General features: G+C 55.0%; 18 protein-coding genes and 1 other RNA gene. 6 read left to right on the top strand and 13 right to left on the bottom strand.

What is annotated here, in order from left to right:
- Positions 1-3: 3 nt before the first annotated feature.
- The 5 genes from parE to nudF all read right to left on the bottom strand — a co-directional run bounded on the left by parE (position 4) and on the right by nudF (position 4,707).
- Positions 4-1,899: a DNA topoisomerase IV subunit B gene (parE, locus tag DAQ1742_RS01970; RefSeq protein ID WP_035339481.1), complete on the bottom strand. Its 1,896-nt coding sequence runs from the start codon at positions 1,897-1,899 to the stop codon at positions 4-6.
- A 209-nt stretch (positions 1,900-2,108) separates the two neighbouring features.
- Positions 2,109-2,690: an esterase YqiA gene (gene yqiA / locus DAQ1742_RS01965; RefSeq protein WP_035339480.1), complete on the bottom strand. Its 582-nt coding sequence runs from the start codon at positions 2,688-2,690 to the stop codon at positions 2,109-2,111.
- The gene (gene cpdA / locus DAQ1742_RS01960; RefSeq protein WP_035339479.1) at positions 2,690-3,517 is read right to left on the bottom strand and encodes a 3',5'-cyclic-AMP phosphodiesterase; all 828 of its coding nucleotides are present in this window, start codon (positions 3,515-3,517) and stop codon (positions 2,690-2,692) included. The genes yqiA and cpdA overlap by 1 nt, the downstream gene beginning before the upstream one ends.
- 132 nt (positions 3,518-3,649) lie before the next feature.
- A complete protein-coding gene (locus tag DAQ1742_RS01955; protein ID WP_035339478.1) occupies positions 3,650-4,072 on the bottom strand; it encodes a DUF1249 family protein in 423 nt (140 codons plus the stop codon).
- Positions 4,069-4,707: an ADP-ribose diphosphatase gene (nudF, locus tag DAQ1742_RS01950; protein ID WP_035339477.1), complete on the bottom strand. Its 639-nt coding sequence runs from the start codon at positions 4,705-4,707 to the stop codon at positions 4,069-4,071. The genes DAQ1742_RS01955 and nudF overlap by 4 nt, the downstream gene beginning before the upstream one ends.
- A 393-nt stretch (positions 4,708-5,100) precedes the next feature.
- Here nudF and tolC point away from each other — a divergent pair, with 393 nt between their 5' ends.
- Complete coding sequence (gene tolC, locus DAQ1742_RS01945) at positions 5,101-6,510, top strand: outer membrane channel protein TolC (RefSeq protein WP_067486540.1); 1,410 nt, start codon at positions 5,101-5,103, stop codon at positions 6,508-6,510.
- A 171-nt stretch (positions 6,511-6,681) separates the two neighbouring features.
- Here tolC and ygiD read toward each other — a convergent pair whose 3' ends face one another.
- The 3 genes from ygiD to rsmI all read right to left on the bottom strand — a co-directional run bounded on the left by ygiD (position 6,682) and on the right by rsmI (position 9,001).
- Positions 6,682-7,470 carry a 4,5-DOPA-extradiol-dioxygenase gene (ygiD, locus tag DAQ1742_RS01940; RefSeq protein WP_035339475.1) on the bottom strand — a complete coding sequence of 263 codons (789 nt, stop codon included), beginning with the start codon at positions 7,468-7,470 and terminating at the stop codon, positions 6,682-6,684.
- 242 nt (positions 7,471-7,712) lie between these two features.
- Positions 7,713-8,090, bottom strand: an RNA gene (rnpB, locus tag DAQ1742_RS01935) — RNase P RNA component class A.
- A gap of 32 nt (positions 8,091-8,122) precedes the next feature.
- Positions 8,123-9,001, bottom strand: a complete 879-nt coding sequence (rsmI, locus tag DAQ1742_RS01930) for a 16S rRNA (cytidine(1402)-2'-O)-methyltransferase (RefSeq protein ID WP_035339474.1) — start codon at positions 8,999-9,001, stop codon at positions 8,123-8,125.
- A gap of 59 nt (positions 9,002-9,060) precedes the next feature.
- Between rsmI and DAQ1742_RS01925 the strand changes: the two genes are divergently transcribed.
- Genes DAQ1742_RS01925 through dolP form a run of 4 tightly spaced genes read left to right on the top strand, consistent with a single transcriptional unit; the run spans position 9,061 to position 12,631 of the window.
- Positions 9,061-11,061 (top strand): penicillin-binding protein activator, encoded by a 2,001-nt coding sequence (locus DAQ1742_RS01925; RefSeq protein ID WP_035339473.1) that lies wholly within the window; start codon positions 9,061-9,063, stop codon positions 11,059-11,061.
- Positions 11,058-11,414 (top strand): YraN family protein, encoded by a 357-nt coding sequence (locus DAQ1742_RS01920; protein ID WP_180706309.1) that lies wholly within the window; start codon positions 11,058-11,060, stop codon positions 11,412-11,414. Before DAQ1742_RS01925 ends, DAQ1742_RS01920 begins: the two co-directional genes overlap by 4 nt.
- Positions 11,415-11,454: 40 nt before the next feature.
- The gene (diaA, locus tag DAQ1742_RS01915; protein WP_035339470.1) at positions 11,455-12,045 is read left to right on the top strand and encodes a DnaA initiator-associating protein DiaA; all 591 of its coding nucleotides are present in this window, start codon (positions 11,455-11,457) and stop codon (positions 12,043-12,045) included.
- 10 nt (positions 12,046-12,055) lie between these two features.
- A complete protein-coding gene (dolP, locus tag DAQ1742_RS01910) occupies positions 12,056-12,631 on the top strand; it encodes a division/outer membrane stress-associated lipid-binding lipoprotein (protein ID WP_067486537.1) in 576 nt (191 codons plus the stop codon).
- A 96-nt stretch (positions 12,632-12,727) separates the two neighbouring features.
- Here dolP and DAQ1742_RS01905 read toward each other — a convergent pair whose 3' ends face one another.
- From DAQ1742_RS01905 to DAQ1742_RS01885, 5 genes are all read right to left on the bottom strand, one after another.
- Positions 12,728-14,035, bottom strand: a complete 1,308-nt coding sequence (locus DAQ1742_RS01905; RefSeq protein WP_035339467.1) for an alginate lyase family protein — start codon at positions 14,033-14,035, stop codon at positions 12,728-12,730.
- A gap of 296 nt (positions 14,036-14,331) precedes the next feature.
- Positions 14,332-15,033 carry a monofunctional biosynthetic peptidoglycan transglycosylase gene (mtgA, locus tag DAQ1742_RS01900; protein ID WP_232046635.1) on the bottom strand — a complete coding sequence of 234 codons (702 nt, stop codon included), beginning with the start codon at positions 15,031-15,033 and terminating at the stop codon, positions 14,332-14,334.
- Between the two features lie 47 nt (positions 15,034-15,080).
- The gene (gene elbB, locus DAQ1742_RS01895) at positions 15,081-15,731 is read right to left on the bottom strand and encodes an isoprenoid biosynthesis glyoxalase ElbB (RefSeq protein WP_035339465.1); all 651 of its coding nucleotides are present in this window, start codon (positions 15,729-15,731) and stop codon (positions 15,081-15,083) included.
- Between the two features lie 237 nt (positions 15,732-15,968).
- A complete protein-coding gene (gene arcB, locus DAQ1742_RS01890; protein WP_035339464.1) occupies positions 15,969-18,308 on the bottom strand; it encodes an aerobic respiration two-component sensor histidine kinase ArcB in 2,340 nt (779 codons plus the stop codon).
- Between the two features lie 93 nt (positions 18,309-18,401).
- Positions 18,402-19,331 (bottom strand): TIGR01212 family radical SAM protein, encoded by a 930-nt coding sequence (locus DAQ1742_RS01885; protein WP_035339463.1) that lies wholly within the window; start codon positions 19,329-19,331, stop codon positions 18,402-18,404.
- Between the two features lie 709 nt (positions 19,332-20,040).
- Between DAQ1742_RS01885 and gltB the strand changes: the two genes are divergently transcribed.
- Positions 20,041-24,501, top strand: coding sequence for a glutamate synthase large subunit (gene gltB, locus DAQ1742_RS01880; protein ID WP_180706216.1), 4,461 nt, complete (start codon positions 20,041-20,043; stop codon positions 24,499-24,501).

Below are 24,501 nucleotides of genomic sequence, written 5' to 3'. Positions count from 1 at the left end.
TCGTCAGACGTCAAGCTCGGCCTTGTCGCCTTTTTCCTGCAACCAGTTACGGCGGTCTTCGGCGCGCTTTTTCGCCAGCAGCATATCCATCATCGCCAATGTCTGCGCCATATCCTCTTCGTTCACGGTGAGCTGCACCAGGCGGCGGGTGTTCGGGTCCAGCGTGGTTTCGCGCAGTTGCATCGGGTTCATTTCCCCCAGGCCTTTAAAGCGCTGCACGTTCGGTTTGCCCTTTTTACGCTTGAGCCGGTCGAGAATACCGGCCTTCTCTTCTTCATCGAGCGCGTAATAAACCTCTTTACCCAAATCGATGCGATAGAGCGGCGGCATGGCGACATAGACATGGCCGTGCTGCACCAGCGCGCGGAAATGGCGCACAAACAGCGCACACAGCAGTGTGGCGATATGCAGACCATCAGAGTCGGCATCCGCCAGAATGCAGATCTTGCCGTAGCGCAGTTGGCTGAGATCGTCACTGTCAGGATCGATACCGATCGCCACCGAAATGTCATGCACTTCCTGCGACGCCAGCACTTCATCCGACGACACTTCCCAGGTATTCAGGATCTTGCCTTTGAGCGGCATGATAGCCTGATACTCGCGATCGCGCGCTTGCTTGGCCGAACCGCCTGCGGAATCCCCCTCCACCAGAAACAGCTCGGTTTTATTCAGATCCTGCAAGGTGCAATCCGCCAGCTTGCCGGGCAGCGCCGGGCCGCTGGTGAGCTTCTTGCGCACCACTTTTTTAGCCGCGCGCAAGCGCCGTTGGGCACTGGCGATAGCCAGTTCCGCCAGTTGCTCCGCCGCCTGCACATTCTGGTTCAGCCACAGGCTAAAGGCATCTTTCACCACGCCGGAAACAAACGCCGCCGACTGGCGCGATGACAGCCGCTCTTTGGTTTGCCCGGCAAACTGCGGGTCTTGCATCTTCAGCGACAGCACATACGCGCAGCGCTCCCAGAGATCTTCCGCGCTCAGTTTGACCCCGCGCGGCATCAGGTTGCGAAACTCGCAAAATTCGCGCATCGCATCCAGCAAGCCCTGACGCAGGCCATTAACGTGGGTGCCGCCCTGCACGGTCGGGATCAGGTTGACGTAACTTTCGCCCAGCAATTCGCCGCCTTCCGGCAGCCACAGCAGCGCCCACTCCACCGCTTCGGTGTCACCGGGAATGCTGGCGACAAACGGTTTTTCCGGCAGCGTCGTCAGGCCGTTTACCGCTTCGCACAGGTAATCACTCAGCCCGCCCTGATAGCACCAGCGTTGCTCGGTGTTGTTGACGCCATCTTTAAAGACGATTTCTACCCCAGGGCACAGTACCGCTTTGGCTTTGAGCAGGTGCGTCAGGGAGGTGACGGAAAAGCGCGGGCTGTCAAAAAATGCGGCATCAGGCCAGAAATGTACCCGGGTGCCGGTATTACGACGCCCACAGCTGCCCGTTACCGTCAGTTCCTGTACTTTGTTGCCTTTTTCAAAGGCGATGTCGTAGACCTGCCCGTCGCGGCGCACGGTGACTTCCACCCGGGTAGACAGCGCGTTCACCACCGAAATCCCCACCCCGTGCAGGCCACCGGAGAACTGGTAGTTTTTGTTGGAGAATTTGCCGCCTGCGTGTAAACGGCACAGGATCAGCTCAACGGCGGGCACGCCCTCTTCCGGGTGAATATCGACCGGCATGCCGCGACCGTCATCGATCACTTCCAGCGACTGATCGGGATGGAGAATGACGTCTATGCGGCGGGCATGACCTGCCAGCGCTTCATCAACGCTGTTATCAATCACCTCTTGCCCAAGATGGTTGGGACGAGTGGTATCGGTATACATGCCCGGCCGACGGCGTACCGGCTCCAGCCCGCTGAGGACTTCAATCGCATCAGCGTTATAACTTGATTGCGTCATGGTTTGAATGAATGTTGTCGTTGTTTGAATGAATGTTTTCGTTGTTTGAAAGCAGACGATATCCCGCGATTATACGTAGCAAAGGCGATAGGCCAAGCGCAGATCACCGGCCAGAAACCGAGTCAAAAAACACGGCGCTCACAAGCCGGATATCACAGGAATTCGGGTGATGGCGCAGTCTCAGCCATTGCTGCCTGCGCCTTGAGGTGTCAGTCTGTCGTCAATCCGAGGAAATCAATAATCGGCGCAAAATAGTGCTCAAATCCCACAAACGCATGATTACCACCAGATTCCACCGTCTGCCGACAGGCCGTGTAGTAGGCAACAGCCTGACGATAATCCAGCACCTCATCCCCGGTTTGTAACAGGCACCAGAGCAAATCTGGCGATTCCAGCGGCCCTACCTGCATCACCTTGAGATCGTAAATGTGCCGAGACTCTAACACATATTGCTCGCCGGTGTAGGGGTTCTGCTGTTGGCCCAAAAAATCCTGCAACAACTCATACGGCCGTACCGCCGGGTTTACCACCACCGCAGGCAGGTGAAAACGCTGTGATAGCCAGGTCGCGTAGTACCCGCCAAGGGATGAGCCCACCAGCCCTAAAGGTCGGCCTGCCCGCGCCATCACCATATTCTCAATGAGCTCGGCGGCCTGCGCCGGATAAGGGGGCAGTTGCGGCACCACCATCTCGATATGCGGGTGTTGCTGGGCCAGCCACTGCTGGATGGCCGTCGCCTTGGCGGACAGAGGGGAGCTATTAAAACCATGAAGATAAAGCAGGGTAGGCATCAGTAACCGTCCGAATCCATATCCGGCAGGAATTCACAGCCTTCCAGACGACCAATACGGGTTTCCACCGTGCCGTCTGCCAGCAGATCAAGATAACGCCAGCCGGGTGCGACATTATCGATAGTAAAATTGGTGCAATGGGGCTTGAACTGAACGCAGGTTGACGGCGTTGCCAGCAAGCGGCGACCGTTCCAGTCCTCATCCAGTTCCTGATGAATATGACCGCACACCACCGTTTTCACCCGAGGATAATGCGCCAGCAGCGCATCCAGACTGTGCGCATTGCGCAGGCTATGCTGGTCAAGCCAGGTGCATCCGGAAGGCAGCGGATGATGGTGTAACATCAGCAGCGTGTGCCGTTCAGGCTGACCTTGCAGGCTACGCTCCAGCCATTCCAGTTGGTAGTCACTGAGCGCCCCGTGCGGCACACCGAATACCTGGCTGTCGAGCAGAATTACCTGCCATTGCTCCCCTAACAGCACATGCTTAGAAGGCGCAATACCGCAACGGGCTAACACATCAACCATCGCAGGCTGGAAGTCATGGTTGCCAGGCAGCCAGACACAAGGGGCATTAAAGCGGCGAATGCCATCAGCAAAATGCGTGTAGGCTTCCTGCGTATGATCCTGCGCCAAATCCCCTGTGGCGGTGATTAAATCGAAGGCGTCCTGCTGGGCGGCAATCGCATCCAGCACCGCATGATAGCTGCGATAAGTGTCTACGCCGAGCAGTGTCCCCCGCTCGTCGGCAAACAGGTGGGTATCTGTTATTTGTAAAATCCTGATTCTGGCCCCACGCGCCACAGGAAGTGTCAACAGGCTTTCCAAATAGTGTCCTTCGGTCTTTGCAATCTGCCTAACAACGTCATAAAACCATCGCTCTCACTCGGCGATCGGTATAAACGCGAGCACAATCAAGATAACCGTTATCAAGACGGTGGGTATCAATATGCCTGCGCGCTAACAAACGGGAACCGACAATGAACCCCAGGCCAGACAATACCTGAGCCAATCGGCGAGAAATTGATTAATCTGATGCTTTTCATCACGTTGATGTAATTTTTTATTCGGATAATCATAACGTGCCTTAAAACGGAAGATCTGCTGCGTGGAACACACTTCCGCAACCCTCGCATCGTAATACAGCCGCACCACCAGTGTTGGCAGGCTCCAGTAGCTGACCGTGGGGGCGACCTGCTGAATTTCCACCAGCGCGGTATAGCGCGTAGACTCCAGAATCGTTAAACGATAACGGGCTCCCTGCACCTGATACTCCACCGCGGCCCCCACCTCTTCACTGCGGGGCAACAGGCGGCGCAACTGGGCGAAATTCACTTCGTTCAGGCGCATCATTTCAGGGAAATCCGGGGTATAACGCTTCATGGCTCGCCCACCCAGGCTTTTTTCAGTGATTCATGGTGCAATGCCAACCATTGCAAGGCAATGACAGATGCAGCGTTGTCAATAATCCCCTGTTCGACCCACTGATAACTTTGCTCACGGCTGACCACATGTACCCGGATGTCTTCATTTTCTTCTGCCAGCCCATGAATACCGCTGGCCGCTGTCGCATCCACTTCGCCGACCCAGATTGCCAGCCGCTCACTGGTGCCACCGGGGCTGGCCAGATAACTGAGTGCCGGGCGACAGCGCCTGACCGCCAGGCCCGCCTCTTCCTGCGCTTCGCGCCGGGCGACCTCTTCTTCGCTCTCGCCAGGCTCAATCATACCGGCCACCAGTTCGAACAACCACGGCGACGGGCTGGTGTCGTAGGCGGCGATGCGAATTTGCTCTATCAGCACCACTTCATCACGCACCGGGTCGTACGGCAGCAGCACGACGGCATGGCCGCGCTCAAGAATCTCCCGGCTGACCTCACCACTCATGCCTCCGTGAAACAAGCGATGGCGAAAACGGTAGCGCTGCAATGAAAAAAAACCTTTATACAGCGTTTCCCGTGCAATAATTTCTACATCATCCTGGCTGAATGTACCGGGATGGGCGCTTGGCAAGGCCATAACTCAACTCCTATGGACAATACGGCGGGCAAGCCATTTTGTGTGGCGAAAACATAGACAGAGGCTCACCATTTTGTGCAATATTTATCGTGCCGACCCGATAAGGATAGTCAGGCACGGAAAATTATCGGTTAAGGATGAGAGGTTCCGGGTATTAACGCAATGCCTTTATACCCGCCAGCGCCCTGTCATGCCGGAGCGGCGCTCACCGTGCCGTCAGGCATTGTGCCCGACCCCAAACCGTTAAGTAAAATAGGCTTTTGGGATAACCGCAAGCAAAAGATGGCACGTTCAGCCACCTAATGCGATTGGCCGATTCTGATAGAATCGGCAAGTCTCTCATCTCCAGATGGCGCAACCCTAAGCAACTTTGCTGCACAACAAGGAACGCAAATGAAGAAATTGCTCCCGCTTCTTATCAGCCTGGGTCTGTTCGGCTTTAGCGCCGCAAGCCAGGCAGAAGATCTGTTACAGGTTTATCAGCAGGCCAAAACCACCAATCCAGACTTACGCAGCGCTGCCGCCACCCGTGATGCGGCATTTGAGAAAATCAACGAAGCCCGCTCTTCCCTGCTGCCACAGTTGGGGCTGGGGTCTGACTACACCTACACCAACGGCTACCGCGATCGTAAAAATATCAACAGCAATGCCACCAGTGCCTCACTGCAACTGACGCAATCGATTTTCAATATGTCGCTGTGGCGCTCTCTGACATTACAGGAAAAACAAGCCGGTATTCAGGACGTCAGCTATCAGAGCTCTCAGCAGACGCTGGTGCTCAACACCGCCACGGCGTACTTCAACGTCCTGCGCGCCATTGATGCCTTGTCGTATGTCAGCGCACAGAAACAGTCTATCTACCGCCAGTTAGATCAAACCACCCAGCGTTTTAATGTCGGCCTGGTCGCCATTACCGACGTGCAAAACGCCCGCGCGCAGTATGACAGCGTGCTGGCCAGCGAAGTGAGTGCCCGCAATAATCTCGATAACGCGATGGAAACCCTGCGTCAGGTGACAGGAAACTTCTATCCGCAACTGGCCGCACTGAATATTGACCGCTTCTCACCGCAAAAACCGGATGCCGTTAACGGCCTGCTGAAAGAAGCAGAGAACCGCAACCTCAGCCTGTTGTCAGCGCGCCTGAGTCAGGATCTGGCTCGCGAGCAGATTCGCTCGGCAGAAACGGGGCATTTGCCAACGCTGAACCTGACCGCCTCAACTGGCGTAACCAATACCGATTATTCCGGCTCACGGGCTGTGGGCAGCAGTTTCAACAGCTCATATGTCGGCCAAAATCAGGTCGGCCTGAACTTCTCGCTGCCTATCTACAGCGGCGGGGCCACCTCGTCCAAAGTGAAGCAGGCGCAATACAACTTTGTTGCCTCCAGTGAAAGCATGGACAGCGCCCACCGCTCCGTGGTTCAGACACTGCGCTCGGCACACAACAACATTTCAGCCTCTATCAGCAGCATCAATGCATATAAACAGGCGGTTATCTCTGCACAGAGCTCACTGGATGCGATGGAAGCCGGTTATCAGGTGGGGACGCGTACCATCGTCGATGTGCTGGATGCAACAACCACGCTGTATAACGCCAAACAGCAGTTATCCGGTGCCCGTTACGATTACCTGATTAATCAGCTAAATCTCAAACAAGCACTGGGAACATTAAATGAGGAAGATTTGCGTACACTGAACGCACTGCTCGGCAAGCCGGTTCCTACTACCGCGGCCATTGGTGATGATGCCCCCGCCCAAGCCACTCCGGCTGGCGCTAAAGTCTCGGCTAAAGCCAAATCCTGATATCGCCAGCAAGGGGAAACACCCGTGTTTTCCCTTGCGCGCTCTGTCGCGCTAACCGGGAACTGATGCCGCCGGATTTATTCCGTTTCTGTCCGCCCATCATGTTGGATTAGCGCACCCACGGCGAATAACAGACACCCATCACAACCAGCGTAATGTGTGTCTGCCCCGTCATCCTACCTGCACTGACATCATGCTCAGTGACCCCATAACGATACCGTCCGTCGGCACCGAAACAGGCTCATCACCATTCCAGCTTCCCAACACATACAGCAGCGGCAGGAAGTGATCCGGCGTTGGGTTAGAGAGCGCCGCATCATTATGCTGCATGAAGTTCACCAGCGGATGCTCCGCCGCCTCGCCTTGCCAGCGCAGATTGTCGCGGACAAAATCATTAAACGATGACGCCCAGCTATACGCAGAACCATCGCCCTGCCATTTAATCATGCGCAGGTTATGTACCACATTGCCACTGGCGACGATCATAATGCCCTCATTGCGCAACGCCGCCAGTTTACGCCCCAACTCGTAGTGATACGCCGGAGGTTTGGTGCCATCAACGCTCAGTTGCACGACGGGAATATCGGCCTGCGGGTAGACTTTAATCAACACCCCCCACGAGCCGTGATCCAACCCCCACTCACGATAATCGGCAAACACCGATACCGGTGCCAGCACTTCCTGAATGCGCTGAGCGACCTCGGGTGCGCCGGGAGCTGGATAGTGTGTGTCGAACAGCGCTTGCGGAAAACCACCAAAATCATGAATGGTGCGAGGTTTATCCATCGCCGTTACCGCGGTGCCACGGGTATACCAGTGAGCAGAGACCGCCACAATCGCTTTGGGACGCGGCAATGTTGCCCCGAGCTTTCCCCAGGCCTGCGTATATTCGTTTTCTTCCAACGCATTCATCGGGCTACCGTGGCCCAAAAACAGTGCTGGCATCCGGGAAGTGCTCATAGCGATATCCTTAGTAACAAAGTGAATGTCTCAACAACCGATAGTGCTTACTTTACCGCTACTGTTTTCCCGAAGCTGTCGGATTCCGGTGATGGTGATTGTCAATAAATTTGATGGTGTGACGATAAAGCCAGCGAGCGGCGCGAACGTTCGGCCCGGCGGGCAAAACACGCGAGCCCAAAAAGGGACGGGACAAAGCGTAAAAAAACCCCCGTCAGGCAGCGCCTGCGGGGTTAGCAATGAGGTGAAGTTGACCGATAAGCCGGGTTCTGTCGTGGACAGCCATTCATCTAGGCCAGCAATCACTCACTGGCTCAAGCAGCCTACCCGGGTTCAGTACGGGCCGTACCATGTGAACCCCTATTTGGCCTTGCTCCGGGTGGAGTTTACCGTGCCACGGACTGTTACCAGCCGCGCGGTGCGCTCTTACCGCACCCTTTCACCCTTACCTGATCCCGCTTGCGCGGGCCATCGGCGGTTTGCTCTCTGTTGCACTGGTCGTGGGTTTCCCCCCAGGCGTTACCTGGCACCCTGCCCTGTGGAGCCCGGACTTTCCTCCCCTTCATCTGTCTCCCCTTAACGGAGGACGGCAACAAAGCGGCGACTGTCTGGTCAACTTCGGCGCGGATAATAGGGCAAATCGGCTCGCTTGTCATCCCTGATTATCGTCGCCGCCATCCTGCTCCAGCGCATAGCGATACAACGCATTCTTCTTCACGCCATGAATTTCCGCCGTCAACGCCGCTGCTTTCTTCAACGGCAGCTCGGCTCGCAGCAGTTGCAAGGTGCGCAACACCGCTGCCGGTAACGCCTCCTCGTCCGGCTGATGGCCCTCAACAATGAGCGCCATTTCGCCTTTACGGCGGTTTTCATCTTCCTGCACCCACGCCAGCAGTTGCGCAACCGGCGCGCCGTAAATCGACTCCCAGGTTTTGGTCAGCTCTCTGGCCAGCACCACATAACGCGCGGGCCCCCACACCTGTACCATGTCCTGCAAGCTGTCGAGCAAACGGTGAGTGGATTCATAAAAAATCAGCGTGCGCGGCTCTTCTTGCAACGCACGCAGCGTATCCTGACGGGCTTTGGTTTTCGCCGGTAAGAATCCCTCATAGCAAAACCTATCAGACGGCAGGCCTGCCGCTGACAACGCAGTGACTGCCGCACACGGCCCCGGCAGCGGCACTACGCGAATACCCGCCTCACGACAACGGCGCACCAGATGATAGCCGGGGTCGTTAATCAGCGGTGTACCTGCATCTGAAACCAGCGCAATGCTCATTCCCTGCTGTAACCGGGTTAACAGTTGTTCGGCTTTATGCTGCTCATTGTGATCGTGGAGTGCGAACAGGCGCGCATTAATCGCGAAATGTTGTAACAATAAACCGGTATGACGGGTATCTTCTGCGGCTATCAGATCAACCTGTTGCAGCACCGTCAGCGCGCGCTGCGTGATATCCGCCAGATTGCCGATGGGCGTAGGCACAATATAGAGCGTTGAGGCGGAAATCTGTGCTTGTTGGTCTTGATTCATTGTTTCATCCGGGTTGCCGATTTAATATTGAGCATCGTTAAAACATCACTGGATACAGTATGCTTCCGTTAAATTCTGTCCGAGCCCATGCAGGCCGTTTGGTGCCTGTCATTCTGGCGGCGCTGTTTCTCGCTGGCTGTCCCGGCCAGGCTCCACAAGGCCCTGCAACGACGCAGCTCGCTGAAGGCAAGGCTGGCGCGTCCTCTGACTACTACCTACAGCAGATGCAGCAAAGCGGTGATAATACCAAGGCTGACTGGCAATTACTTGCGATTCGTGCCCTGATTCAGGAAGGTAAACTCGCACAGGCCGGTGAGCTGTCGGGTACCTTGCCGCCACAATTGAACGACAAACAGCGTCAGGAACAGCGCCTGCTGACAGCAGAGCTGGCCGCTGCGCAGAATGACATGAACACCGCCAGCACGCTACTGGCGCAACTGGACGTAAAAGCGCTCACCCCTCAACAGCAAGAGCGTTACTATCAGGCGCAGATCAAAGCCGGACAAAACCAGCCTTCGCTGGCGCTGATCCGCGCTTATATCGGCCAGGAACCGCTGTTGCAAGGTGACGCCCACCAGCACAACATCGATCAGACCTGGGCGGCGCTGACCCGCTTATCCCCGCAGGATTTAGCCTCGATGGTGATTAACGTCGATGAAAATACCCTGCAAGGCTGGCTTGATTTGCTCAATCTCTGGCAAACCAAGGCGCAGGTTCCAGGCGATTTGCAAGCCGCGATTGATGACTGGAAAAAACGCTACCCTCGCCACCCGGCGGCCAAACAGTTACCGGTACAGTTAGGCGGCAATGCCGTTTCCCCCATACAACCGGGTGCCGCGCTACCTGCCAGCGGCGTTAACGCAATTGCATTACTGCTGCCGCTAAACGGCCAGGCGCAGGTGTTTGCCAATGCCATTCAGCAAGGTTTTAGCGCGGCCAAAAACGGCCAGGCGTCGTTGGATATGCCAGCGCCATCCACCCCGACGTTACCCGTTGCAGCGGCTGGCACTACGCCGACAGCCGCGCCCGTGATGGCACCCGTCACCCCCGCGCCTGCCGCTATTCCGCCAGTAGCCGCTGCCAGCAGCGTCCCTGTCAGAGTGTATGACACCTCAAATCAGTCGCTGGCGAATGTGATTGCTCAGGCGCAAAAAGACGGTGCAACCACCCTTGTCGGGCCGCTGCTGAAAAATGAGGTAGAGCAACTCCCTGGCCTGAATCCCTCGCTGAATGTACTGGCGCTCAACCAGCCAGAGCGTGTCCAGCCGAACCCAAACATCTGCTATTTCGCACTCTCGCCGGAAGATGAAGCCGCAGATGCCGCCCAGTTCATGCGCAAACAGGGCAAACAACACCCGCTGATTATGGCTCCACGCGGCAATCTGGGCGATCGCGTCGTGGCAGCATTCGCTAAATCCTGGCAGCAGCAAGGCGGTGGGGTGGTACTGCAACAGCGTACCGGGGGCGTTTATGAACTCAAACAGGCGCTCAATGGCGGAGCGGGGATCCCCCTGAATGGGCAACCGGTTCAGACCGTCGCCGCCGCGCCTGCCGCATCCACCACCGTGGGTGGGCTCACTATTCCGAACCAGGCACCGCCAGTCGCTAATGTCACCAGTGACGGCAATGTGGATGCGGTTTATCTGATTGCCACGCCGGATGAACTGGCGCTTATCAAACCGATGATAGACATGCGCAATAAAGGCGCAAACCGTCCGGCACTTTATGCCAGCTCTCGCAGCTATCAGGCCGGTCTCGGCCCGGATTTCCGCTTTGAAATGGAAGGGTTGCAGTTCAGCGATATTCCTCTGTTGACCGGAGCAAGCCCTGCGCTGATGCAGCAGGTCAGCAACCAGTTCCGCAATGATTACTCGCTGGTCAGGCTGTTCGCCATGGGGATGGATGCCTGGAAACTGGCAAACAATTTCGCCCAGTTGCATCAGCCGGGAACCACTTTATCGGGCGCAACCGGAACGCTTGGCTCCACAGCGGATTGCATCGTCAACCGTAAGCTGAGCTGGCTCCAGTTCCGTCAAGGGCAACTGGTGCCGGCATCCTGAACCGACGACTCACCGGCGGCCAGTACGAACAGTTGGCTCGCCACTACCTCGAACGGGCAGGGCTGACGTTTGTTGCGGCGAACATCGCGGTACGTGGCGGGGAGCTAGACTTGATCATGCGTGATGGCAGCACCTGGGTGTTTGTCGAGGTGCGCTATCGCCGCAACAGCGTGTTTGGCAGCGCGGCAGCCAGTGTCACGCGACAAAAACAGCGGCACCTGTTACATGCCGCTGCGCTATGGTTGTTGCATCAGGGCCAAAGTTTCGACACTGCTGATTGCCGTTTCGATGTACTGGCCGTCACCGGAACACAGGTAGAGTGGCTTCCCAATGCATTTGGCCAGCCAGACTAAGTAACATCGTGATTTTCAACTTCAAAACAGGTTAAAAAACGTGCTGGAGAGAATTAAAGGTTGTTTCACGGAGAGTATCCAAACCCAGATTGCCGCGGCTGAAGCGCTGCCTGATGCCATTTCGCGCGCCGCCATGGCGATGGTGCAATCCCTGCTCAATGGCAACAAAATTCTGTGCTGTGGTAACGGCACTTCTGCTGCCAACGCACAGCATTTTGCCGCCAGTATGATTAATCGTTTTGAAACCGAGCGCCCGAGCCTTCCGGCCATTGCACTTAATGCCGATAATGTGGTCTTAACGGCAATCGCTAACGATCGCTTGCATGAAGAGGTTTATGCCAAGCAGGTACGAGCATTGGGTCAGGCCGGTGATGTGCTACTGGCGATATCTGCGCGCGGTAACAGCCGGGATATCGTCAAAGCGGTAGAGGCCGCCGTCACCCGCGATATGACTATCGTCGCACTAACGGGTCACGATGGCGGAGAACTCGCCGGGTTGCTGGGGCAGCAAGATGTTGAAATTCGCATTCCTTCTCATCGCAGTGCCCGTATTCAGGAAGTCCACATGCTGACCGTGAACTGCTTGTGCGATCTTATCGATAACACACTTTTCCCACACCAGAACGATTAAGGAGTGCTCCATGAGGATCTTTTATTGCATCGCCATGCTATCAGCCTGCCTGATGCTGCAAGGCTGCATTGGCGCAGTCGCCGTCGGTAGTGCGGCCGTGGCCACCAAATCCGCAACCGATCCCCGCACCGTCGGCACCCAGGTTGATGATGGCACACTGGAGGTCAGAGTATCTAACGCACTGGGCAAAGATACCCAGCTAAGCAAAGAGGCCAGAGTTTCGGTTACCGCTTATCAGGGCAAAGTGCTGCTGACCGGCCAGACAAACAACACCGAACTGGCAAACCGGGCAAAACAAATCGCCATGGGCGTTGAAGGGACTACCGAGGTGTACAACGAAATTCGTAAAGGTACGCCAATCTCTCTCGGAACGGCATCCATGGATACCTGGATTACCACCAAAGTGCGCTCCCAGTTGCTCGCCAGTGATACGGTGAAATCCTCCAATGTGAAGGTGACAACGGAGAATAGCGAAGTGTTCCTGCTCGGGCTGGTTACTCGCCGTGAGGGCACCTCTGCGGCACAAATCGCCAGCAAGGTCAGTGGTGTTAAACATGTGACTACCGCCTTTGGCTACCTTGACTAGCACAACCGCCAACCTTGTTCCCTTCGCTACAGGGCAGCAGCTTTCGCTGCCCTGACTCCTCAACCCGCTGATGGTTTCCCCACCAACCGCCCCTGACTATTTTCCAGCTACCGCGTTGTCATTCACGTTCACAGGGCGCGATAACAGCCAGCTCGACCAGCGAATGTCAGGGCTGATACCCGTCGTACTTTCCCGCTCACCGCGCAGAAAGTGCACAAAACCAGCCTGAAGGATAATAGCCTGATAACGTGGCGAACCCGTTGCGCGCTCAGCCTGCAACAGCAGGGGAATCAATACACCACTCTCTCTGCCCATCGTTTTATATGGCCATGGACGCGCAGCATCCAGATAAGGGGCCATAAAATCGAGAGCAGACAACAGGCTACTGCCACGGGGCGTCTTGGCATGCCATAAATCTTCACTATTGCGCGCCGCCAGCACTGCCATCAGGCTGGCAGCCTGAAGATTAAACACGCTGTAATGAAACGAGCGGGTACGCGCCAGCTCTTCCGGCTGGGAACCGTCTGCGGCCAGTTGGTGCGCCAGTTTCTGACGCACCAGCGCTATCATCGCGCTTACCGTCTCGGTTTTACCCAGATAAGCTGCGATCCCGGCGACCTGTACCGCATACCAGGTACCATGATTATTTCTGGCCGCCGACTCCTGCTTGCCTGAAGGGCTGTTCTGTAACCATGACAAATACTCCGTCATCCATTGCCGTATCGACTGCTCATCGTCTGGGTGCCAGCCCGGAGCCTGGCGCAATATCAGCAACGTATCGACAATACGGGTAGCGAAATAGCGCCCATCCAAAACCCCGGCCCCACGACCATGCCCCTGATTATGCCCCGGAATAGCTTGCGCATAGTTCAGATTAGGGTTCATACGTGTCTGCGGGTTAATAAACCAGGTGCGAATCATCGTGATAGCCTTGTCCGCGTACGCGGGTTTACCCGAAAAATACCACGCCAGTGCCAATACTCTGGCTCGTTGGGTGAATGTCGCCATACGAACCGCATCCGTTTCCTCACTCTTGGTCGCCGGATTCACCTTGCCATCACGGCGCACCCAGGGCAGCCCATTTTTCTGCTGTGGGTCTGGCCACCAATAGGCAGCCAGACTCAGGTAATCATGCCGATCGCCACTCCCGGGTATTGAAAGTTTTTGAGTAACCGACAGCAGTGGCGATTTCAACGCCTGATCGGCTGCATGCAGCAACGCCTGATACGCCTGTTGTGTCTGTGGGAGAGCACGGTGCTGCTGAAGCTGCTGTCTGGCCTCAACAAGGGCATCATGCTGCAAAAATACATAAGCAGAATTGTCGTTTTTAGGCGCGGTAGCACCTAAACCTGCCGCACTCCACCATAATGAAAGTGACATCAGCAACACGATACCAGGCCGCATCTTCGTCTCCTTAACCTCATACCATTATGATTTTTATTAATTTTTTTACAGAATACGATTCTACCGGAAACAGACTCCCCGACGGAGCCTCTTCAGCCTGCACGCCGTGGCAAAATGGTATTCACACGGCAGATTGCTGATTCCGCGCTGACAACGCCGAAATCTCCCGCTGTCTCACCACATTGTAAAAACGGCTGACATCCCGGTGACGAACAGATGGAAAAATATAAACGTGGCGTGAAGTGAGTCAAAAAATGGAAACCGCTCCCTAATATCAGGAGCCTGTTTCCAGCACGTTAATATAATTGGTTAATTTCCAGAAACCCTGGCCCGCCAATCTGATGCATCTGGCGTAAAATCCATTGCTGGCGACGCACAACATAACCTGATGGCTTATTGGCATGATAACGGATTGGATTCGGTAACACCGCGGCCAGCAGCGCAGCTTCTGATGCCGTTAACCGACTGGCTGGTTTATTAAAAAACCGCTGTGATGCCGCCTCAATGCCAAAAATACCGGGCCCAAATTCAACAATATTCAGGTATACCGTCAAAATGCGTCGCTTAGTCCAGACCATTTCCACCGCAACCGTTAACCCCGCTTCCAGCCCCTTGCGCAACCAACTGCGTCCATCCCACAGCAGCAGGTTCTTCACCATTTGCTGAGACAGCGTAGAGGCACCGCGAATGCGGTTTTCATGCTGTTCGTTGTGCCGAAGTGCCGCTGAAATAGCCTCAAAATCAAACCCCCAATGACGGGGAAACTTTTGATCTTCTGCCGCCATCACCGCCAGCGGAACCACCGGGGCAATCTCCTCCATCGCAACCCAGTCTGAATGTGCGATATAACTAAAATCCCCATCCAGCCAGGCGCTCATCTGCCGGTCTATCATCACCGCAGAGAAAGGAACCGGTAAAAAGGCAAACAGCACGATAGCGGCCAGCCATAACGCAACCGCGCTGCACAGTATGCGCAATCCCCAGCGCCTGACGGGCATCCACCATCGGTTCATCCCGCTAGTTCGCTTTAGCAGACGCGCTCGCATTACGCCAGTTCCAAAACCTGCGCCACCAGTTTCTCAATCCCGGTCGCAGCCTCTGCAATAGAGTTGGCTAGCATGTAGGCTGGCGTGGTCACAATGTTGTTGGCAACATCAACAACCACATCATCAACCGGGCAGATAACGTGTATGCCGCCCATCTCCGTGATGGCCTGAGCAGTCGCTTCATCATGACCAATTGTAAGCTGCACCGGAGTATTCAGCAGTTTTGGCAGGAGGGCCGGAGCGATACAAATAAAGCCGATTGGTTTACCTTTCTTATGAATTTCCTGAGTAAGTATTTTCAGGTCGTTATCAACCTCACAGGCCGCACCACGTACGGCAAAATCACTCAAATTTTTTGCAGCACCAAAGCCACCGGGCACAATCAGCGCATCAAGCTGTTGCGGATCGGCACTGGATAACGGTTGAACATTGCCGCGGGTAATACGCGCTGACTCCGCTAAAACATTGCGTTTCTCACCGGTTTCCTCCCCGGTCAGATGATTGACCACATGGCTCTGAGCCTTGTCAGGTGCAAAACAGACTGCACACGCCCCCGCACGATCAATTGCAAGCAGAGTCAAGACAACTTCGTGAATCTCTGAACCATCATAAACACCACATCCGCTGAGTACGACACCGACTTTTTTCATCACTCAAGCCTCATTTCATTACATCAACTAATTGATTTTTTGATTGACAAACACTAATCTACATCACACATTTTAATGATTCTTGTAACAAACGACGCCATATTTGCTATGGTGTGTGTTGCCAGAATAATGGGATTTCAAAACTGCTTGCGTACCAACGATATCTGAGAGCGAACGCGAGCTTACAGCTTTCCCTGGTGTTGGCGCATAATTCGCGCACCCCGGCTTCGGTCGGGGTCATTTTTTTTCAGCCTCTGAAACCCATTCCTTCAGCACCTGAACATCCTGCTGCCAGTCATGTTTCAGCTCATCCACCCACTCTTGTACGTTGTCCCACCATGCTGGCAATGTCGTCGTTTGAATCTGTTGCGCAACCTGTTGCAGATGGCGTAACCCCACTGAGCCTGCCGCCCCTTTGATTTTGTGCCCTTCTTCCGCAATCCCTTTCTGATCGCGCGCTGTCATGTTGGACTCAAGAATCGCCAGATAGCCTGGCATCATCTGTTCAAACATCGCCAGACTTTGATGAATCAGTTGCGGCCCCACCAGTTCGAGATATTGCTCCAGCATCGGAATATCCAGTATCCGCTCGTGCATTGAATCTTTATCCACTGTATCCACTCTCAACTCTGGTTGTGCATGATGATCCCAATACTGCTGAATCACCGCCGTCAGTGCCGGTACGGACAGTGGTTTACTCAGCACATCATCCATCCCGGCATCGAGGTACTCTTTTTTATCCTTAAGCACATTGGCTGTCAGCGCCACCAGCGGCGGCATTGTCTGGCCGGTATAACGTTCACGCAGACAGCGCGCCACATCCAGCCCCGTCATGTCGGGCAACTGAATGTCCAGCAGCACCAGGTCAAACTCATCCGGGTCGAACATATCGAGGGCATCCTGACCGGTCATGGCGACTTCCACACTGCTGCCAAGCTTCTCCAGCACCGAGCGCGCCACCACCACGTTGAGTTCAATATCCTCAACGAGCAGGACATGCAGCGCTGGCAGTGGTAATGCATCCTGTGAGTCTTGCTCATCGGCTTCGCCCTGCACGGCAGGTGCCTGTACCGTTAACGTAAAACAGGAGCCTTTACCCAGTTCACTGCGTACCTGAATATCCCCTCCCATGCTCTGTGCCAGACGCTTGGAAACCGCCAGACCGATACCGGTGCCGGTAGCAGGCTTGCCGCCATGCTGGTCTTTCACCTGATAGTACATAGAGAAAATTTTCTCCAGCTCGTCAGCGGGTATGCCCATTCCCGAATCTTCGACCTCGAAGCGCAGGCCGTCTCCCTTATCGTGCCAGACGCGCACCGCCACATGCCCTTCTCGGGTAAACTTCACCGCATTACTCAGCAAGTTCCAGAGAATCTGGCGCAGCCGCGTTCCATCGGTAATGATGGTTTTGGGCAAAGGCTGATGCAGTTCCATATCCAGTTGTAACCCTTTGGGCTGAGCCAGCAGCCCGCCCAGATTTTCCAGGTCCACCACAAAGCCGACAAAATCTACCGGCTGGTTATCCAGTTGAACCTTGCGCCGTTCCTGTTTATCCATTTCGATAATATCGTTGAAGATATTGCCAAGGGTGATGGCGCTGACATGAATCGTCTTCAGGTATTTTTGTTGCTCGGCGTCCAGATGGGTATCCAGCAGAATGCGACTTAACCCGACAATGCCATTAAGCGGCGTACGAAGCTCGTGGCTGATCGTTGAGATAAAGGTGGTCTTCTCCCTGCTGGCGTTCTCTAACGCGTCCTGATAGCGCTTACGCTCGGTAATATCGCGGCCAAACCCCATCAGCCCGTGCCGCTTACCCATGCGGTCGTAAAAAGGGACTTTGCGCAGCTCAAAACAGGCCTTGCGCCCATCGGGATAAACCAGCCATTGTTCGTACGTCAGCGAGACGTTATGACGGAACACTTTTTCATCCGTTTCCATTACTTTTTCGGCAATGTCTGGCGGATAAACATCTTTGGGTGTCAGGCCGATAAGCTGTTTCTGGCTCTTGCCAAGCAGCAGTTCCATCGCCCGGTTACAGCCGGAAAATTCTTTATTTTCATTGCGGTAGTACACCAAATCTGGCGAGGCATCCAAAAAAGAGCGCAGCAGCGCTGACTGCTGTTCCAGCTCTCGTTGCGCCTGCTCACGCCGCGCCATCTCCTCGCGCAATTTGGCCACCATCAACAAACGGGCTTCCTCAGCCTTGATACGATCGCTGATTTCCTGATTCAGTTGGGCTATGTTGCCCTGTAATTGCTCATTCAATTCCTGATCGCGCTGGCGCATTTCTTCAAGCTTTGCCACCAATCGCGACAAGCGCTGGCGCGACTCTTCAAGCTGTTCGACGACAACAGACAGGAAATACACTGCCCAGGGGGTAATAAGTAACCCGAAGAAAATCGATCGCACCACATCGATATCTTCAACTTTGCCGCTCAACAGCAGCGTCACTGCCATCTGTACCACCAGCGCCAGCAACACCAGCACCGACGCCAGCAGCAGAGAAAAACGAACCAGCCCCAGTTTCACCATTAAATCAACGTAGTACTGGGCCAGCAGCCTGATTTGTCTCATAGCAGTTTTCCTTAATCATCAACACCGAAATGATACCGTAAAAAAATCATGCCGGCGGTAAATGTGCGGTCAATTTGCGAGCGGTACTCAAGGTTAAATAGGCGTGTAATGAAACGGTTGCCCCAGAGCGGAACCCTGCTCACCCCGTTGCAGGAGATAATCATGAACGCCAACCATGCCGGTCCAGCGATTTTCACACCATAACGGTGCCAGCAAGGTTGGCCGACGGGCACTGGCAGAAATACGGTGATAGACCACATCCGGTGGCGTATGGCGAATCATCTCTCCGGCAACGGCCACATACTGCTCGAGCGTCAATGCCGATAAACGCCCCGCCTGCCAGGCTTTAGCCATGACGCTCCCCGTCACAATGTGCAGCGGATGCAGTTTTATTCCCTCAACCCCCACGGCCACCACCTGTCGTAGCGTCTCCAGGCAATCCGTAGCGGTTTCCCCCGGCAGCCCGACAATCAAGTGGGTACAGACTTTCAGCCCTCTGTCACGGGCGCGCTTTACGGTGTGCTGATAGCAGGTGAAATCATGTCCGCGATTAATACGACGCAGTGTGCGATCGTGTGCGCTTTGCAGCCCAAGCTCCAGCCAAACCTCATAACCTTGCTCATGGTATGCAGCCAGCAAATCCAACACTGAATCGGGCACACAATCGGGCCGGGTGCCAACGCACAAGCCAACCATATCAGCCTCGGACAACGCCTGACGATACATGGAGTCCAGCACCTGCACCTCGGCATAGGTGCTGGTATAGGCCTGAAAATAAGCCAGATAACGGCTTGCGCGATTAACTTTTCCGGCTTGTGCCGCCAGTTGGTCGGCAATGCTTTGTTGCTGCATCTGTTCATCGGCAAACGAGGCGACATTGCAAAACGTACAGCCGCCTCGCCCCAGCGTGCCATCACGGTTTGGGCAGCTAAATCCGCCGTGTAAGGTCAGTTTGTGAATCTTTTCACCATAGCGGCGTTGAAGATCACCACCAAACATATTGATTAATTTTTGCAATTGCATATTCTGATTCTTCATTTCACAAAAAATCAGCCTACCTTCTGTGCCTGAAAACGGCGATGACCGCGATCAATCCACTCCGGTTTACACAATTGCATGTTTATTCGTTTTTATTGAAAATAAAATCATAGCAATGCTGATTAATTTTTCTTATCCGTAATGCGCATTCCATTAAAAGATGAGCATCAAATAAAAAACAGTGTCATACAGCAAAAAAACCACAACAAGCAGAATAACATGCCATAAAGTCAGTCTTGTATAGCATGCATAGATAAAAACTCGCTAATTGCATAGTGATAGCGCTCACAATTTATGGTATCAACTTCTCTCGCCAACGTCTTATTTTTATTAAAAAATCTCTTTTATTTCATAAACATAAGCAAATATTATCCCTAAAGTGCTCTGTCAGGCGGGAGATTTGACCTGAACCGGGTTTGTCGTTAATTTGGGAATCCGCTGGAAGCTTTCCTGACGAGCCAACGTCTCGTCATATTTATGCAGTAAGAAGAAGACTCCCTCATCAAGCAAGTCACACCACTTGTGAGACCTTACAAGAGGCAAGACAAAGAGAGCGGCGCATACCACTGATGCCATCGATTATGGTGCAGTGAGAAAGTCGCTCCCGGTTAGTGCGCGGTAAAAATACCCGCCCACGGTGGTGTTTTGAGTGATGAGTGAAGTCCTACAAGAGCCTGGGGAGGTTCACTGAGATATGTTGTACGATGCATCCCATGAAAGAGACAACTGTGGTTTCGGATTGATCGCCCATATAGAAGGTGAACCGAGCCATAAGGTTGTGCGCACGGCGATCCACGCCCTGGCGCGTATGCAGCACCGTGGTGCGATCCTTGCTGATGGCAAAACGGGTGACGGCTGTGGCCTGCTGCTGCAAAAACCTGACCGCTTCTTCCGCCTGGTCGCCCAGGAGCATGGCTGGCGGCTGGCTAATAATTATGCGGTAGGCATGCTTTTTCTCAGCGAAGATGAAGAGAAAGCCCGCGCAACCCGCCAGATTGTAGAAGAAGAACTGCAAAATGAAACCCTGTCGGTATTGGGCTGGCGTGAAGTGCCGACCAACCCGGACGTATTAGGTGAGATAGCGCTTTCTTCACTGCCCCGCATCGAACAGATTTTTGTCAATGCGCCAGCAGGCTGGCGTCCGCGCGATATGGAACGCCGCCTGTTTATGGCACGTCGCCGCATTGAAAAGCGTGTGCAGGATAAAGATTTCTATATATGTAGTCTCTCCAATCTGGTGAATATCTACAAAGGTCTGTGCATGCCCGCTGACCTGCCGCGGTTTTATCTGGATTTGGCGGATCTGCGTCTGGAATCGGCTATCTGTCTGTTCCATCAACGCTTTTCAACCAATACCGTACCGCGCTGGCGGCTGGCGCAGCCGTTCCGCTATCTGGCGCACAACGGTGAAATCAACACCATTACCGGCAACCGCCAGTGGGCTCGCGCTCGTGCCTACAAATTCAAGACCCCGCTGATTCCCGATTTGCTGGATGCCGCACCGTTCGTCGATGAGAGCGGTTCAGACTCCATGTCGCTGGACAACATGCTGGAACTGTTCCTGGCCGGGGTAATGGATATCGTACGTGCCATGCGCCTGCTGGTGCCGCCAGCCTGGCAGAACAACCCGAACATGGACCCGGAACTGCGTGCCTTCTTCGACTTCAACTCCATGCACATGGAGCCGTGGGATGGCCCGGCCGGTCTGGTGTTGTCCGATGGTCGCTACGCCGCCTGTAACCTTGACCGCAACGGCCTGCGCCCGGCGCGTTATGTCATCACCAAAGACAAGCTGATTACCTGTGCCTCCGAAGTGGGTATCTGGGATTACCAGCCTGATGAAGTGGTAGAGAAAGGCCGTGTCGGCCCCGGCGAGCTGATGGTTATCGACACCCGCACCGGCCGCATACTGCACTCCACCGAAACCGATGACGACCTGAAAAGCCGCCACCCCTACAAAGAGTGGATGGAGAAAAACGTTAAGCGTCTGGTGCCGTTCGAGGAGTTGCCGGATGATCAGGTGGGTAGCCGTGAATTCGACGATGGCCTGCTGGAAACCTATCAAAAGCAATTTGGCTACAGTTTCGAAGAACTGGATCAGATACTGCGTGTGCTGGGTGAAAATGGCCAGGAAGCGACCGGCTCAATGGGTGACGACACGCCATTTGCCGTGTTGTCGAGCCGCCCGCGCATTATTTATGACTATTTCCGCCAGCAGTTCGCACAGGTGACGAACCCGCCTATCGACCCGCTGCGTGAAGCACATGTGATGTCACTGGCGACCTGTATCGGCCGTGAAATGAACGTGTTTTGCGAAGCCGAAGGCCAGGCACACCGCCTGAGCTTTAAGTCACCGATCCTGCTCTACTCCGATTTCATTCAGTTGATCAATCAGGATCCCGAGCACTATCGCGCGGAAAAAATCGACATCACTTTCGACCCACAGCAACACTCGCTGCAAAAAACCATCGAGAAACTGTGTGACGAAGCCGAGTACAAAGTCCGTGCCGGTGCCGTATTGCTGGTGCTGACCGACCGTGGTATTGCACAAGACCGCCTGCCCGTACCGGCACCGATGGCCGTCGGGGCGATTCAGGCTCGCCTGGTCGAAAAGAGCCTGCGTTGCGATGCCAACATCATCGTTGAAACCGCCAGCGCGCGTGACCCGCACCACTTCGCGGTGTTGCTGGGCTTTGGTGCAACCGCCGTCTACCCGTACCTGGCTTATGAAACGCTGGCGCGGATGGTGGATAGCCACACCATCGAAAAACCGTATCGCCTCGTGATGCAGAACTATCGCAACGGCATCAATAAAGGCCTGTACAAAATAATGTCGAAGATGGGGATTTCTACCATCGCCTCTTATCGCTGTTCAAAACTGTTTGAAGCGGTCGGCCTGCATCAGGATGTCTCTTCGCGCTGCTTCCAGGGCGTTGTCAGTCGTATCAGCGGCGCTAACTTCAGCGATTTCGAACAAGACCTGCAAAATCTGGCCAAACGGGCATGGCTCAAACGCCATAAACTCGATCAAGGCGGTCTGCTCAAGTTCGTCTACGGCGGCGAGTACCATGCTTATAACCCGGATGTGGTAAAAACGCTGCAAACCGCGGTACAAAGCGGTGAGTACAGCGACTACCAGCAGTACGCCAAACTGGTCAATGAGCGCCCGGCTTCGATGCTGCGCGACTTGCTGGCAATAAAGCCGAAGGACGGCGCTGCCATTGCCCTTGATCAGGTTGAGGCTGAAAACGAACTGTTCAAGCGTTTTGACACTGCCGCGATGTCAATTGGGGCATTGAGCCCGGAAGCACATGAATCGCTGGCGCAAGCCATGAACAGCATCGGCGGTTACTCCAACTCCGGCGAAGGCGGTGAAGACCCGGCACGTTACGGCACCAATAAAGTCTCGCGCATCAAGCAGGTCGCTTCTGGCCGCTTCGGTGTGACACCGGCCTATCTCATCAACGCCGATGTGATTCAAATTAAGGTGGCACAAGGGGCGAAACCGGGTGAAGGCGGCCAGTTGCCGGGTGACAAAGTTACCCCGTATATCGCACGTCTGCGTTATTCCGTGCCGGGTGTTACCCTGATTTCACCCCCGCCGCACCATGATATCTATTCGATAGAAGATTTGGCGCAGCTGATTTTCGACCTGAAACAGGTCAACCCGAAAGCGATGATCTCCGTCAAACTGGTGTCTGAGCCGGGTGTCGGGACTATCGCTACCGGTGTAGCAAAAGCCTATGCCGACCTGATTACTATCGCCGGTTATGACGGCGGTACCGGTGCCAGCCCGCTGACGTCGGTGAAATACGCCGGTTGCCCGTGGGAGCTTGGCCTGGTCGAAACGCAGCAAGCGTTGGTGGCCAACGGCCTGCGTCACAAAATTCGTCTGCAAGTTGACGGCGGCCTGAAAACCGGTACGGATATCGTGAAAGCCGCGATTCTGGGTGCCGAAAGCTTCGGCTTTGGTACAGGGCCAATGGTGGCGCTGGGCTGTAAATACCTGCGTATTTGCCACCTGAACAACTGTGCCACCGGTGTCGCGACTCAGGACGACAAGCTGCGTCGCGATCACTATCACGGCCTGCCGGAGCGTGTGGTGAACTATTTCACCTTCATCGCCCGCGAAACCCGTGAGCTGATGGCAGAGCTGGGCGTGCCGCGTCTGGTTGACCTGATTGGCCGCACCGATCTGCTGGTCGAGCTTGATGGCATTACCGCCAAACAAAACAAACTGGATTTGTCACCGCTGCTGCACACCGTGGCTCCACAGCCGGGTAAAGCGCTGTATTGCACAGAAAGCAACCCGCCGTTCGACAAAGGGCTGCTCAATGCCGCGCTGGTCGAGCAGGCTCAGGCACACGTTGACGCCAGACAAAGCAAGGCGCTCTATTTTGACATCCGTAACACCGACCGTTCTGTCGGCGCGACGCTCTCTGGTGCTATCGCGGCGAAACACGGCGATCAGGGCCTGGCGAGCGATCCTATCAAAGCCTACTTTACCGGTACGGCAGGCCAGAGCTTCGGCGTGTGGAATGCCGGTGGCGTTGAGTTATCCCTCACCGGGGATGCCAACGACTACGTGGGTAAAGGCATGGCAGGCGGCGTCATTTCGGTGCGCCCACCGGTCGGGTCAGCTTTCCGCAGCCATGAGGCCAGCATCATCGGTAACACCTGCCTGTATGGGGCCACCGGCGGCAAGTTGTTCGCCGCAGGCCGTGCTGGCGAGCGTTTCGCGGTGCGTAACTCCGGGGCGATTACCGTGGTGGAAGGCATCGGCGATAACGGCTGTGAATACATGACCGGCGGTATCGTCTGTATTCTGGGTCGCACCGGCGTGAACTTTGGTGCCGGTATGACCGGGGGCTTTGCCTACGTGCTGGATGACGACGGCGAATTCCGCAAGCGTGTCAACCCTGAACTGGTGGAAGTGCTGGATGTCGAGAATCTGGCTATCCACGAAGAGCACCTGCGTGGATTGATTACCGAGCATGTCCAGCACACCGGCTCACAACGCGGTGAAGAAATTCTCGCTAACTGGCCGGTATGGGCCTCGCGGTTCGCGCTGGTGAAGCCGAAATCAAGTGATGTGAAAGCGTTGTTGGGTCATCGTAGTCGTTCCGCAGCGGAGCTGCGGGTTCAGGCGCAGTAA

Source organism: Dickeya aquatica, assembly GCF_900095885.1.
In the GTDB taxonomy this organism is placed as follows: Bacteria; Pseudomonadota; Gammaproteobacteria; order Enterobacterales; family Enterobacteriaceae; genus Dickeya; species Dickeya aquatica.
Note: the sequence above shows the minus strand (reverse complement) of the source record. Positions and strands in the feature narration are given on the sequence as shown.